The organism is Sphingomonas sp. CD22, from assembly GCF_034556155.1.
Taxonomy (GTDB): Bacteria; Pseudomonadota; Alphaproteobacteria; order Sphingomonadales; family Sphingomonadaceae; genus Sphingomonas.
Window position 1 is genome coordinate 66,473 of sequence record NZ_JAYDYX010000011.1, and the last position, 13,021, is coordinate 79,493.

12 protein-coding genes are annotated in these 13,021 nt (G+C 68.5%); 9 read left to right on the top strand and 3 right to left on the bottom strand.

Going from position 1 to position 13,021, the window contains the following annotated elements; translation table 11 throughout:
- The first annotated feature begins 158 nt into the window (after positions 1–158).
- The 3 genes from SFC76_RS17790 (at position 159) to SFC76_RS17800 (ending at position 2,661) form a co-directional block, all read left to right on the top strand.
- A complete protein-coding gene (locus SFC76_RS17790; RefSeq protein ID WP_322850747.1) occupies positions 159–371 on the top strand; it encodes a hypothetical protein in 213 nt (70 codons plus the stop codon).
- Positions 372–733: 362 nt separating this feature from the next.
- Entirely contained in the window at positions 734–1,648 is a 915-nt protein-coding gene (locus SFC76_RS17795; protein WP_322850748.1) for an alpha-L-glutamate ligase, read from the top strand.
- A gap of 14 nt (positions 1,649–1,662) precedes the next feature.
- Positions 1,663–2,661 carry an LLM class flavin-dependent oxidoreductase gene (locus SFC76_RS17800; RefSeq protein ID WP_322850749.1) on the top strand — a complete coding sequence of 333 codons (999 nt, stop codon included), beginning with the start codon at positions 1,663–1,665 and terminating at the stop codon, positions 2,659–2,661.
- Between the two features lie 20 nt (positions 2,662–2,681).
- Here the strand turns inward: SFC76_RS17800 and SFC76_RS17805 are convergent, their stop codons facing one another.
- Positions 2,682–3,482 (bottom strand): RNA methyltransferase, encoded by an 801-nt coding sequence (locus SFC76_RS17805; RefSeq protein ID WP_322850750.1) that lies wholly within the window; start codon positions 3,480–3,482, stop codon positions 2,682–2,684.
- Between the two features lie 280 nt (positions 3,483–3,762).
- On the opposite strand from SFC76_RS17805, the gene SFC76_RS17810 reads away from it, so the two are divergent.
- Positions 3,763–6,015, top strand: a complete 2,253-nt coding sequence (locus SFC76_RS17810) for a M3 family metallopeptidase (protein ID WP_322850751.1) — start codon at positions 3,763–3,765, stop codon at positions 6,013–6,015.
- A 41-nt stretch (positions 6,016–6,056) separates the two neighbouring features.
- Here SFC76_RS17810 and SFC76_RS17815 read toward each other — a convergent pair whose 3' ends face one another.
- Positions 6,057–8,288, bottom strand: a complete 2,232-nt coding sequence (locus SFC76_RS17815) for a beta-glucosidase (protein WP_322850752.1) — start codon at positions 8,286–8,288, stop codon at positions 6,057–6,059.
- Between the two features lie 252 nt (positions 8,289–8,540).
- On the opposite strand from SFC76_RS17815, the gene SFC76_RS17820 reads away from it, so the two are divergent.
- A complete protein-coding gene (locus tag SFC76_RS17820; RefSeq protein WP_322850753.1) occupies positions 8,541–9,368 on the top strand; it encodes an alpha/beta fold hydrolase in 828 nt (275 codons plus the stop codon).
- 153 nt (positions 9,369–9,521) lie between these two features.
- Positions 9,522–9,911, top strand: a complete 390-nt coding sequence (locus SFC76_RS17825; RefSeq protein ID WP_322850754.1) for a hypothetical protein — start codon at positions 9,522–9,524, stop codon at positions 9,909–9,911.
- Between the two features lie 141 nt (positions 9,912–10,052).
- Here SFC76_RS17825 and SFC76_RS17830 read toward each other — a convergent pair whose 3' ends face one another.
- The gene (locus tag SFC76_RS17830) at positions 10,053–11,096 is read right to left on the bottom strand and encodes a rod shape-determining protein (RefSeq protein ID WP_322850787.1); all 1,044 of its coding nucleotides are present in this window, start codon (positions 11,094–11,096) and stop codon (positions 10,053–10,055) included.
- Positions 11,097–11,360: 264 nt separating this feature from the next.
- On the opposite strand from SFC76_RS17830, the gene SFC76_RS17835 reads away from it, so the two are divergent.
- From SFC76_RS17835 to SFC76_RS17845, 3 genes are read left to right on the top strand one after another with little or no spacing between them, the layout of a single operon-like run.
- Positions 11,361–11,951 carry an alpha-ketoglutarate-dependent dioxygenase AlkB gene (locus tag SFC76_RS17835; RefSeq protein ID WP_322850755.1) on the top strand — a complete coding sequence of 197 codons (591 nt, stop codon included), beginning with the start codon at positions 11,361–11,363 and terminating at the stop codon, positions 11,949–11,951.
- A complete protein-coding gene (locus tag SFC76_RS17840) occupies positions 11,948–12,793 on the top strand; it encodes an exonuclease domain-containing protein (protein ID WP_322850756.1) in 846 nt (281 codons plus the stop codon). Before SFC76_RS17835 ends, SFC76_RS17840 begins: the two co-directional genes overlap by 4 nt.
- 58 nt (positions 12,794–12,851) lie before the next feature.
- The gene (locus SFC76_RS17845) at positions 12,852–13,001 is read left to right on the top strand and encodes a CsbD family protein (RefSeq protein WP_322850757.1); all 150 of its coding nucleotides are present in this window, start codon (positions 12,852–12,854) and stop codon (positions 12,999–13,001) included.
- Positions 13,002–13,021 lie beyond the last annotated feature (20 nt).

Below are 13,021 nucleotides of genomic sequence, written 5' to 3' on the forward strand. Positions count from 1 at the left end.
AGATCCGACTTGAAGTGGATTCGACCTTGTTTGCGGCCGTTGCACCCATATCGGTTGAATCATCTACTTTAGCGTTAAAGGTCTGATATCGATGTGAAGTCCGATCTGTTTCGGGGCGTGGATTGACCGAACCGGTGATCTCGGACCATCTGGCGGTGATGACCAAGAGCAAGGGACGCACCGGCGCACATGCGCGCGCCAACATCCAGCCGCCGCCGACCGCCGCCGAGCTCGACGCGGCGAAGCGGGAGGTCGCGCAGATCGAAGGACGCCTGGTCGGCCTCGCCGCCGGCCATCCTTCGGTGAAGACCTGGAAGGCGCGTCTGCGGACGGCGCAGGCCGTCCTCGCGCGCGCCCCCCGCGACGCCTAGGGCCGATCGCCATTCAGGGGCGCCGCGACCTTCGGTCGGTCACCGCGGACTTGACCGGGACCTCTGCGAAACACCGGATGTACCCCGGCGAAGGCCTGGGCCCAGTTGGGAAAGCCGCCGTAAGTCATTGCAAACCTTCGCCCAGCTGGGCTCCGGCCTCCGCCGGGGTACAATGCTAAGCGGGATCGACATTCATCGTCGCAGCGTAATCCTCCCACTGGCGGGGGAGGAATTTGATCGATGGTTGATCCCACCTAGACGGGGACGCACCGCACCAATGCCGGCGCGTCGCAAGCGCAGCTAGTGGGGCACGAAAAATTTAGGCGGCCCGGCATGGGATGTTCTGCGCTATTCGCGGCGGCATGACCGATCTCGCCATCCTTTTCGAGCATCCGCAATGGTTTGCGCCGTTATTCGCCGCGCTGGATGCGCGCGGCGTGGCGTATCGCGCGATCCATGCCGATGGCTTCGCCTTCGATCCCGCGGCGATATCGGCGCCGGCGCGCGTCGTGTTCAACCGCATCGCCATGTCGAGCTTCCTGCGCGCGCCCGAGCATCCGATCTTCCACGCGGCGGCGGCGCTGGCGCATTGGCAGGAGCGTGGCGCGCGCGTGCTGAACGGCGCCGGCGCGCTGGCGATCGATGCCTCGAAAGCGCGGCAATTGTCGCTGATCGCGGGGCTCGGCCTCGCCATTCCCGCGACCCGCGTCGTCCATCGCGCCGCCGATCTGTCCGCCGCAGCGGCGGAACTGCGGTTTCCGATCGTCGTCAAGGCGAACATCGGCGGGTCGGGCGCGGGGATCGTCCGCTACGACGATGCCGGCGCGCTCGCCGCGGCGGTCGCCGACGGCACGGTGCCCGACAGCATCGATCGCGTCCTGCTGGTCCAGGAATATGTGCCCGCGCGCGGCGGCACGATCACGCGGATCGAGACGCTCGGCGGCCGCTTCCTCTATGCGATCGAGGTCGACGGCGGCGGCAGCTTCGACCTGTGCCCCGCCGATGTATGCGCGGTGCCCGGCCGCCCGACGATCACGATGACGCGGGTCGATCCCGATCCCGCCCTGATCGAGGCGGCGGAGGCGATCGTGCAGCGCGCCGGGATCGACGTCGGCGGGGTGGAGGTCTTGGTCGACGATCGCGACGGCGTCGCGCGCTTCTACGACATCAACGCTCTCTCCAATTTCGTCGCCAACCCGCTCGAGATACTCGGCTGGGACCCACATGCGCGGCTCGTCGATTGGCTGGCGGACATCATCGCGGAGACGAGCAAGTGAGATACGGATATTGGATGCCCGTCTTCGGCGGCTGGCTGCGCAACGTTCCCGACGAGGGCATGGCGGCGAGCTGGGACTATGCCAAGCGGCTGACGCAGGCATCGGAGCGCTGGGGCTATGACCTCACGCTGATCGCGGAGCTGAACCTCAACGATATCAAGGGCATCGAGCAGCCCGCGCTCGACGCCTGGTCGACCGCGGCGGCGCTGGCGGCGGTCACCGAACGGATCGAGCTGATGGTCGCGGTCCGCCCCAATTTCCACCATCCCGCGCTGTTCGCCAAAGCGGCGGCGAACATCGACCGGATCGCCGGCGGGCGGCTGGCGCTCAACGTCGTGTCGAGCTGGTGGGCGGACGAGGCCCGGCAATATGGGTTGCAGTTCGACCAGCACGACGACCGTTATGCGCGCACCGACGAATGGCTGCGCGTCGTCGACGGACTATGGACCGAGCCGCGGTTCAGCTTCGAGGGGCGATTCTACCGGACGGAAAACGCGATCTGTGCGCCCAAGCCGGTCAGGCGGCCGGTCGTCTATGCCGGCGGCGAGAGCGAGGCGGCCAAGACGATGATCGCGACGCGCTGCGACGCCTATGTCATGCACGGCGATCCCGTCGCGGCGGTCGCGCCCAAGATCGCCGACATGCGCGCGCGCCGCCAGCGCGCGGGCGGACCGCCGATGCAATTCGGAATGGCCGCTTATGCGATCGTCCGCGACAGCGAGGCGGAGGCGAAGCGCGAGCTGGAACGGATCACTACCGTCACCGATCTGCCCGCGGGATATGCCAATTTCGACCAATGGCTGTCGGGCACGCAGCTGGAGCGCGACTTGCAGGTGCAGGAATATTCGGTGTCGAACCGCGGGCTGCGGCCCAATCTGGTCGGCACGCCCGAACAGCTCAAGGAACGGATCGCCGAATATGAGGCGGCGGGGCTCGACCTGCTGCTGCTCCAGATGAGCCCGCAGGCCGAGGAGATGGAGCGTTTCGCGGTGCAGGTGATGGGGACGGCGTGAGGTGATCGCCGCCGGCGGATTCAGCGCCGCGCCGTCGCCAGATGATGCAGCACGATCCCCGATGTCGTCGCGACGTTGAGCGAATCGAACCCCGCCGCCATCGCGATGCGCAGGCTTCGCGCGCGCGCGAGGATGTCCGCCGAGAGGCCCGGCCCCTCGGCACCGAGCAGCATGGCGTTGCGCGGACCGGGCCGCCAGTCGGCGAGCGGCGTCGCCCCGGCGGGGCTGAGCGCGACCGGCGCGAAGCCATGGCGGTCGAGCAGCGCCAGCGCGTCTTCGTCACGCCCCAGCCGGGCGGTGGGGACCAGCAAAGTCGCGCCGACCGATACCCGGATCGCCTTGCGATACAGCGGGTCGCAGCAATCCGCGTCGAGCAGCACCGCCGCCGCCCCAAAAGCGGCGGCGTTGCGGAAGATGCCGCCGATATTGTCGTGGTTGGCGATGCCCGACAGCAGCAGCACATCGCCGTCGCCGCGCAGGCGAGCGAGCAGCGCGTCGGCATCGGGCACGTCGGTGCGGCGGCCGATCGCCAGGATGCCGCGGTGCATCGCGAAACCCGCTATGGCGTCGAGCACCGGCTGTGCGGCGACGAACACCGGCACGTCGTCGGCAAGCTGCGCGAGGAGCGGCCGCAGCCCGTCCAGGCGCTTCGCCGCGATCAGCAGGGAGAGCGGACGGTGCAACGCAGTCCCGACCAGTTTCTCGACGACCACCTTGCCTTCCGCCACGAACAGCCCCGCCCGCCCGACCAGGTCGCGCTCGCGGACGTCGCGATAATGGTCGATCCTGGGATCGTCGGGGTTCTGGATTTCGATGATCATCGGCACAGAGGGTTACCCGGGCACGGACGTAGGGGCTATAGCATATGGGCGTCTGTCTGGTCCGTCGCTTTCCACTCTTATCCCGTCGCCCACCGATGTTCCTGCGTCCGCCGGAACACTGCACCGGGGTGACGGAGCCGACAGGGCAATCGGTCGAACCTCGCTGCCGCCGGGCAGCGGGAAAATACGCCCGTCCGGCGGCGCGTTTCGCAACCGCCCCATTGATCGACGATGCCGGTGGATGCATCACGCGCGCCATAACCTGTTGATCGGACCATCCATGCGCCTGTTTGCCGCCACTGCCACGATGATGTTGCTGTCGACGACGGCCTTCGCCCAGACCGCCGTACCTGCTGCTAAGACCGCCACGCTGCCCGCCACCAACCCGTTCGCGCAGGCGAGCACGCGGCCGTTCGAGGCGCCGCCGTTCGACCGGATCAAGAGCACCGACTACGCGCCCGCGTTGCTCGCCGGCATGGCCGCGCAGCGGGCGGAGATCAACGCGATCACCCGCGCGCGCAGCGCACCGACGTTCGAGAACACGATCGCCGCGATGGAGCGGTCGGGCCGCCTGCTCGAGCGCGCCAGCCTCGCCTTTTCCGGCGTGGTCGGCGCCAACACCGACGACACGCTCCAGAAGACGCAGGCCGATCTCGCGCCCGCCTTCGCCGCGCATCAGGACGCGATCAACCTCGACCCGGCGCTGTTCGCGCGCGTCAAGACGATCTACGACCAGCGCCAGTCGCTCCGCCTCGACGCGGAGCAGCTCCAGGTGCTCACGCTCACCTATCAGAACATGGTCCGCGCCGGCGCGCAGCTCTCGCCGGCCGACAAGCTGACGCTCAGCCGCTACAACAGCCAGCTCTCGACGCTGGAGACCGCATTCCAGCAGAAGCTGCTCGCCGCGGGCAAGGCGGGCGCCTTGGTGGTCGACGACAAGGCGAAGCTTGCCGGCCTGTCCGATGGCGAGATCGCCGCCGCGGCCGACGCCGCCAAGGCGCGCGGGTTGGCGGGCAAATACGTGCTGACGCTCCAGAACACGACGCAGCAGCCCGAACTCGCCACGCTGACGGATCGCGCGACGCGCGAAGCGCTGTTCAACGCGAGCTGGACCCGCGCGGCGAAGGGCGACGCCAACGACACGCGCGACACGATCGCGCAGATCGCGTTGCTGCGCGCGCAGAAGGCGAAGCTGCTCGGCTTCCCGACCTGGGCCGATTACGTGCTGCAGGATCAGATGGCGAAGACGCCCAAGACCGCGCTCGGCTTCATGCAGCAGCTCGGCACGCCGGTGGCCGCCGAGCAGCGCCGCGAGGCGGCCGAACTGCAGGCACAGATCAAGGCGACCGGCGGCACGTTCCAGCTCAAGCCCTGGGATTGGGATTTCTATTCCGAACAGGTCCGCAAGGCGAAATACGACCTCAACCAGGACCAGCTCAAACCCTATTTCGAGATCAACAAGGTGCTGACCGACGGCGTCTTCTACGCCGCCAACCAGTTGTACGGGTTGAACTTCAAGCGTCGTACCGACATTCCGGTCTACCAGCCCGACGTCATGGTCTACGAAGTGAGCGAGGCCGACGGGACACCGGTCGGGCTGATGTATTTCGATTATTGGAAGCGCGACAACAAGAACGGCGGCGCGTGGATGTCGAACTTCGTCAACCAGTCGAAGCTGCTCGGGACGAAGCCGGTGATCTACAACGTCGGCAATTTCGCCAAGCCGTCGGCGGGGCAGCCGGCGCTGATCAGCTTCGACGACGTGACGACGATGTTCCACGAATTCGGCCACGCGCTGCACGGCCTGTTCGCCAACCAGACCTATCCCAGCGTCTCGGGCACCAACACCGCGCGCGACTTCGTCGAGTTCCCGTCGCAGTTCAACGAACATTGGGCGCTCGATCCCAAGGTGCTGCCGCACTACGCGGTCGATTACCGCACCGGGAAGGTCATTCCGCAGGCGCTGGTCGACAAGATCAAGCGCGCCGGCACGTTCAACTCGGGCTATTCCTTCGGCGAGGCGCTCGCCGCTGCCGAAATGGACATGAGCTGGCACTCGCTGACCGCGGCGCAGGGCAAGCAGAACCCCGACGCGTTCGAGACGCAGGCGCTCGCCGCCACCGGGCTCGACGTCGCGGACGTGCCGCCGCGCTATCGATCGAGCTACTTCCTCCACATCTGGGGCAATGGCTATTCGGCGGGCTATTACGCCTATAGCTGGACCAAGATGCTGAGCGCGAACGCGTTCAACTGGTTCGAGCAGCATGGCGGGATGACCCGCGCCAACGGCCAGCGCTTCCGCGACCTGATCCTGTCGAAGGGCCATACCGAGGATTACGCGCCGATGTTCCGCAGCTTCAACGGTGCCGACCCGCAGGTCGGGCCGCTGCTGAACGACCTCGGCCTCAATGCCGACGGTTCGCGCATCGTCGCGGACACGGCGGCGTCGCCGGTCAGCGACGGCACGGTGCCGGCCGCCCCCTCCGCCCGGCCCGCCGCCAAGCCCGCCGCGGCGGGCAAGACGGGGGGCTGAACCCGGCGGAGGCCAACGGCCACCGCGGGGAGGGGCATTGCCTATCGCGCGGTGGTCGACGGTCCGACCGGCAGCCAGCGCTCGGGCAGCGTCACCGTGATCCGCTCCTTGATCTCCGCTGCCGAGGTCGCGAGCATCACGGTGTAGCGGCCGGGCGCGACATGCCATTGATGGCGCCCCTCGTCCCATGTGGCGAGCAGCCGGGGGTCGACCGTCACGGTGCGCAGCGCGGATTGTCCGGGGCTCAGCGCCGCCTTGGCATAGCCCGCCAGTCGCTTCGGCGCTTCCCATGTGTTGCCGGGCGAGGCGACATAGACCTGACCCAGCGCCTGACCGGGGATCGTGCCGGTGTTGCGCAGCGTGAAACCGACCTGAAGATCGCCCGCGACCTGGCGCGCGGTGAGGCCGCCATGACCGAACGTCCCGTAGCTGAGCCCGAAGCCGAACGGGAACAGCGGACGCGCGCCGGTCCGGTCGATCCATTTATAGCCGACCGCCGCTCCCTCGGCGTAGCGGACGCCGAAAATCTGTTTCTCGGGCAGGCCCTTGCCGGCGATCGTGGGCCGCGGATACTGGCTGGGGCTGGCCGGGAAGGTGATCGGCAGATGCCCCGAGGGGTTGACCGCCCCCGACAGGATGCGGGCGATCGCCGGGCCGCCGCGGCTGCCGGGATACCAGCTTTCGACGACACCGCGCACGTCGGCGATCCACGGCATGGCGACCGCGCCGCCGGTTTCCAGCACGACGATCGTGTTGCGATTGGCCTTGGCGACCGCGCCGATCAGCCCGTCCTGATCGTCGGGCAGCGACAGCGGGAAGTCGAGCGATTCGGCGGTCCATTGCGTCGCGAAGACGATCACGACGTCGGCGCCTTTGGCCTTCGCCGCGGCGGCGGCCGGGTCGGTGCCCGGATCGTAATCGACCGTCGCGTCGGGGCGTTCGGCCTTGATCGCCGCCAGCGGCGACGATTTGTCGTAGACGATCGGCCCCGGCCACGATTTGGGGCCGAGCCCGCGCACCGCATTGCCGCCGGGGGCATAGACCTGCGCCGAACCGCCACCCGACAGCACGCCGACATCGGCATGGCCGCCGACGACCAGAATATGCCGCGCCGTGCGCGTCAACGGCAACACTCCGCCCTCGTTCTTGAGCAGGACGATGCCGTTCTCCGCCGCGGTCTGCGCGACGGTCGCATGCGCGGCGAAGTCGATCGGGCCGGGCTTGACGGGATCGTCGATCGCGCCGCTGACGATCAGCGCGCGCGCGATCCGGCGGACCTTGTCGTCGAGCGCCGCGACCGGCACCTTGCCGCTCGCGATCGCCGCCTTCAGCTTGTCGCGCCAGACGTAATTGTCCTTGTTGGACACGCCGGTTTCCTGATCCAGCCCGCCCAGCGCATTCTCGACCGTATCGTGCTGCGCGCCCCAGTCGGACATCACATAGCCCTTATACCCCCAATCCCCCTTCAACACGCGGTTGAGCAGCCAGTCGTTCTGGCAGGCGTGCTTGCCGTTGACGAGATTGTACGAGCACATGACCGAGCCGGGATCGCCCCGCTCGATCGCGATCTGGAAGGCGAGCAGGTCCGAGGTGCGCGCCGCGCCTTCGTCGATGCCGACATCGACGGTGCTGCGTCCGGTCTCCTGATCGTTGAGCGCGAAATGCTTGACCGTCGTGACGATCCGGTTCGACTGGATGCCCTTCATGAACGCGCCGACCATCGTCCCGGCCAGCCACGGGTCCTCGCCGCCATATTCGAAATTGCGGCCGTTGCCGGGCTCGCGGGCGAGATTGACGCCGCCGGCCAGTTGCACGTTGAAGCCGGACGCGCGCGCCTCCGCGCCGACCATCCTGCCGCCCGCCATCGCCACCGCCGGGTCCCACGTCGCCGCGCTGAGGATGCCCGACGGCAAGGCGGTGCGCTCCAAGGCCGGTGGCGCCTCGCCCTGCGTCGCGACCCCGCTGCCCGCATCGGCCTGCCATTGCGGCGTGAACCCCAGCCGGGGGACGCCCGGCACGAACCCAGCCGATTGCGGACGCGCCTGCGGATCGCGGAAGGTGTTCCAGTCCTGCTGCGTGCCGAAGAAGCCCGTCACGACGGCGAGCTTCTCGTCCTCGGTCATCGCCTGGACCAGCAGCTCGGCGCGCCGGTCCGCGGACAGCGTCTTGTCCTGCCATGCGTTCGCCGGGACCGGCTCTGCCGCGGTGACGGGACCGGAGGGTCCGGCGAGGACGCCGACCAGCATTGTGGTGGCGAGTAGCAAAGCGCGCATGGTCGAAGCCTCCGGGTCGGGTCCCGCCCGACGCGGGCGGTTCGACCGGCGATGGTATTCAGGGCTATCGATCGCCGCGTCAAACCCCTTGCAGTCGTAGGCGCGCCGCCGTGCCAATGATCGTCATCGGGCCAAGAAAATCGATCGTCGCCAAGTGTTTGTGCACCGGCCGCCCCACCCGTATGATCCCCCTGCCGCCGCCGTCACGACGGCAGCGGATCGGTGCGGACTCGCAGGTAAGGGAGCAAGGCAATGCCGACGATCAACACGACGGACGGGACGGAGATCTTCTACAAGGACTGGGGCCCGCGCGACGGGCAGGTCGTCATGTTCCATCACGGCTGGCCGCTGAGCGCGGACGATTGGGACGGGCAGATGATGGCGTTCGTCGCCAAGGGCTATCGCGTCGTCGCGCACGACCGTCGCGGCCACGGCCGATCGAGCCAGGCGGCGACCGGCCACGACATGGATACCTATGTCGCCGACGTCGTCGCGCTCACCGACGCACTCGACCTGCGCGATGCCGTCCACATCGGTCATTCGACCGGCGGCGGCGAAGTGGCGCGTTACGTCGCCCGCGCCAAGCCGGGGCGGGTCGCCAAGGCGGTGCTGATCAGCGCGGTCGCGCCGATCATGGTCCAGAGCGAGGCCAATCCCGATGGCGTGCCGCTGTCGGTCTTCGACGAGATCCGCGAACAGACGGCGACCAACCGCGCGCAATATTTCTACGACTTCACGATGCCGTTCTTCGGCTACAATCGTGACGGTGCGGAGGTGAAGGAGGGCGTCCGGCGCAATTGGTGGCGGCAGGGCATGACCGGCAGCGTGCTCGCGCACACGCTCGGCATCAAGGCCTTCTCCGAGACCGACTTCACCGACGATCTCAAGGCGATCACGGTGCCGACGCTGGTGCTGCACGGCGAGGACGACCAGATCGTGCCGTTCGCCATCACCGGCAGGAAATCGGCGCAGATCGTGCCGGGGGCGAAGCTCATCTCCTACCCCGGCTATCCGCACGGCATGCCGACGACGCATGCCGACCGGATCAACGCCGATTTGCTCGCCTTCGTGCAGGGCTGAGCCGGCGAGGGAGCGGCAGGTCCGGTGTCTCGACGCCGAGTGACCGGGCCTGCCGCATGCGGGGTCGATGCACCGAATTAGGACGTCGTTAACCCTAGACCGACCCGAACCTCGCCGCGGAGATCGGCTATCAATCCGGCCAGGAGGCGGATCATGGTTCAGATCTCGGCGGCGACGTTATGGATGATATTGACCGGCGGCTTCGCGGCGGCGGTCCTGATCGCGCTTCTGCGGCGCGATGGCCCGGCGGCGCTCGCGATGGCGGCGGGCGGCCTGCTCGCCGGGCACCTCTGCCATCTTCCGGCGCCGGTGCTGGCCTGGGCGTCGATCGCAGTCGCGATCGGACTGGCGGCGGCGCTCGCCGGCTGGGCTCTCAATGCCGCAGTCGGCGGCCGCTCCGGCTACACGCTGGGGCTGGTGCTGACCGCGGCGACGCTGGGCGCGATCGCCTCGACGCCCGCCACCGCATCGCACGATCGCGTTCGCGGCCCGGCGGCGGGAATCGCGCTGAGTGCCGCGCTGGCGACGCTGGCCGTCGGGTGACGGCAGCTCTTTAGTCGTAAAAGGCACTTTTATATTTGACGTTCCGCTTTCGGATCGTCATGAAAATCAAGCCGTTAGGCATCCTCCCCAACAGGATTACTGGGGCCGCTCCGGCGGCCCCCTTTTACGTCCGGTGCCGCGTCATTGCGCGTGCAGCACGCCGCTGAACGCCGCGTCTTCCAATGCCCGCCCGGCGCCGAGCGCGACGCACATCAGCGGCGATTCGGCGACGATCACCGGCAATCCGGTCGAACGGCTGAGCACCTCGTCCAGCCGGCGCAGCAGCGCACCGCCGCCGGTCATCACGATGCCCTGTTCGACGATGTCGGCGGCAAGCTCCGGCTCGACCTGTTCGAGCGTCTTCATCACCACCTCGACGATCTGCGCGACGAGATCGGCGAGTGCATCGGCGATCTCGGTCTGGCTGATGGTGATCTCCTTGGGGATGCCGTTCATCAGGTCGCGCCCGCGCACCCGCATTTCGGGCTCCACATCGTCGGTCGGGCGGCTGGCGGCGCCGATCTGCTGCTTGATCCGCTCCGCGGTCGCCTCGCCGATCATCAGATTGTGCTTGCGGCGGATGTGCGAGGCGATCGCCTCGTCGAGCTTGTCGCCGCCGACGCGCACCGAGTTGCTGTAGGCGAGGCCGCCGAGCGAAAGCACCGCGACCTCGGTGGTGCCGCCGCCGATATCGACCACCATGAACCCGATCGGTGCGGTGATCGGCAGTCCGGCGCCGATCGCGGCGGCGAGCGATTCCTCGATCAGCAGCACCTTCGACGCGCCGGCGCTGGTCGCCGCCTGGCGGATCGCGCGCCGCTCGACCTGCGTCGATCCTGCGGGCACGCAGATCACCATCTTGGGACTGCGCTGCAACCGGCCGGCGTCGCCATGCACCTTCTTGATGAAATGCTTGATCATCTGTTCGGCGACGTCGATGTCGGCGATCACGCCGTCGCGTAAGGGACGGATCGTCTCGACGCCCTGCGGCGTCTTGCCCATCATCAGCTTGGCATCGGCGCCGACCGCGAGCACCTTGGGGATGCCGTCGCGCGTCTCGATCGCGACGACGGAGGGTTCGTCCAGCACGATGCCGCGGCCGGCGACGAACACCAATGTGTTCACGGTGCCGAGGTCGATGGCCATGTCATGCGAGGCAAGACCGAAATTGAGGGACAGTCGCAGCGCACGCTACCTTGTTGGGAGTGGCATCGGCCGCCGGCCGATGCGAAGGCCCCGCGCATTGGCGCTTTGCCGGGCAGCGTCAACCGGCGTGCGTCCGGCGGCCTGTCCCGGCGGACGGACGGTTTGCCGGGGGGATGGCCGGCCGGCTGCCTTGCTTGCGGCTGGCGAGGGCCGGGCCTACATCGCGGGCGGCGTGCCTATCCCCTTGATCTCTTTCGCGATGCCGCCGGCGCACGGCCGCGAGGCAGGCGCAGGCCGGCCGTGATGCGCGACCTGTTCGACCGCCCGCTGCTGCCCGGCCTGCGCAGCGAGGAGGCGTTCGTCACCGCCGACGACGAGCGCGCGTTGATCGCGGCGATCGATGCGCTCGCGCTGACCCCGTTCCAGTTCCAGGGCTGGACCGGCAAGCGGCTGACCCACAGTTTCGGGCTGCATTACGATTTCGAACGCGGATCGCTCGCACCGGCGGCGCCGATGCCGGCGTGGCTGGCGACGATCCGCGCGCGCGCCGAGGCGTTCGCCGGGGTCGCGTCCGGCAGCTTCGTGCAGGCGCTGCTGATCCGCTACGATCCCGGCGCGGGGATCGGCTGGCATCGCGACCGGCCGCATTTCGACCATGTCGTCGGCATATCGCTGGGGGCGGCGGCGGCGATGCGCTTCCGCCGCCGGACCGGCGAACGCTTCGCGCGGGTCGCCGCGCCGCTGCCGCCGCGCGGCATCTACCACCTGCACGGCGAGGCGCGCCACGATTGGGAGCATAGCATCGCCGCGATGACCGAAACGCGCTGGTCGATCACGCTGCGCAGCCTGTCCGAGCGCGGGCGCCGGATGCTCACCGCCGGGGATGGCGCGTGACGACCCCCGATTTCGTCGTGATCGACGTCGAGACCGCCTGTGCGCGGGTAAGCAGCATCTGCCAGATCGGCATCGTCGGCTTTCGCGACGGCCGTGAGGTCTTCGCCTATGAGACGCTGCTCGATCCGTGCGACGACTTTCACGCGATGAACACGCGCATCCACGGCATCGCTGCGCATCACGTGATCGGCCAGCCGACCTTCGGCCACGTCCACGCCGACATCGACCGCCATCTGACCGGCCGCGTCACCGTCGCCCATTCCTATTTCGACAAGGGCGCGCTCGCCGCGGCGTGCCGCGTCCATGACCGGGCGATGATCGAGACGGTCTGGCTGGACAGCGTGCGGGTCGCCAAGCGCGCCTGGCCCGATCTGCCCAACCACAAGCTCGGCGGCCTCGCGCGCTATCTCGGCATCGCCCACCGCCACCATGACGCGCTGAGCGACGCGCGCGCCGCCGGCTGGGTGATCGTCAAGGCGATCGACCATACCGGCCTGTCGCTCGCCGACTGGCTGGCACCGCCGCGCAAGCCGCAGCCGCCGCCCCGCGCCGCGCCGACGGGGCCGCTGAAGGGCGAGCGGATCGTCGTCGTCGGCGAGGCGCGCGACGGGGCAATCGCGCATGTGCTCGCCGCGCAGGGCGGCACGATCATGTCCACGGTCGGGCTGACGACGACGATGGTGGTCGTCGCCGATCATCTGCCCGATGCGCGCTCGACGCGGGCGAGCGGCGAGATGGACAAGGCCGCGGCGGCGCGGCGGGCCGGCCGGTCGATCCGGATCGTGTCGGCGCGGACGCCCGGCCTGCTCGACGACAATTCCGGGGCCATTGTTGGCGACTGAGGGGTTGAGCCGTGGACGACGGGGCGCTTCCGCGCTCCCGAACCGCGAAGGACGTCTCATGGGTAAATTGATCTCCGGCATCGAAGGCGCGATCAACGCCGCCGTCGGCAAGGCCAAGCAGAACGCCGACAATCCGTCGCTGCACGAAGAAGGCGCCGAACAGGAAGCACGCGGCACCAAGCAGCAGGCCGACGCCAAGAAGAAGTAAGCGGACGTGCAGGCCGTCGG

Excerpts from the sequence above, each read along its gene's own strand:
- SFC76_RS17790 (WP_322850747.1), top strand. The coding sequence starts at position 159 with ATGACCAAGAGCAAGGGACGCACCGGCGCACATGCGCGCGCCAACATC.
- SFC76_RS17795 (WP_322850748.1), top strand. The coding sequence starts at position 734 with ATGACCGATCTCGCCATCCTTTTCGAGCATCCGCAATGGTTTGCGCCG.
- SFC76_RS17800 (WP_322850749.1), top strand. The coding sequence starts at position 1,663 with ATGCCCGTCTTCGGCGGCTGGCTGCGCAACGTTCCCGACGAGGGCATG.
- SFC76_RS17805 (WP_322850750.1), bottom strand. The coding sequence starts at position 3,482 with ATGATCATCGAAATCCAGAACCCCGACGATCCCAGGATCGACCATTAT.
- SFC76_RS17810 (WP_322850751.1), top strand. The coding sequence starts at position 3,763 with ATGCGCCTGTTTGCCGCCACTGCCACGATGATGTTGCTGTCGACGACG.
- SFC76_RS17815 (WP_322850752.1), bottom strand. The coding sequence starts at position 8,288 with ATGCGCGCTTTGCTACTCGCCACCACAATGCTGGTCGGCGTCCTCGCC.
- SFC76_RS17820 (WP_322850753.1), top strand. The coding sequence starts at position 8,541 with ATGCCGACGATCAACACGACGGACGGGACGGAGATCTTCTACAAGGAC.
- SFC76_RS17825 (WP_322850754.1), top strand. The coding sequence starts at position 9,522 with ATGGTTCAGATCTCGGCGGCGACGTTATGGATGATATTGACCGGCGGC.
- SFC76_RS17835 (WP_322850755.1), top strand. The coding sequence starts at position 11,361 with ATGCGCGACCTGTTCGACCGCCCGCTGCTGCCCGGCCTGCGCAGCGAG.
- SFC76_RS17845 (WP_322850757.1), top strand. The coding sequence starts at position 12,852 with ATGGGTAAATTGATCTCCGGCATCGAAGGCGCGATCAACGCCGCCGTC.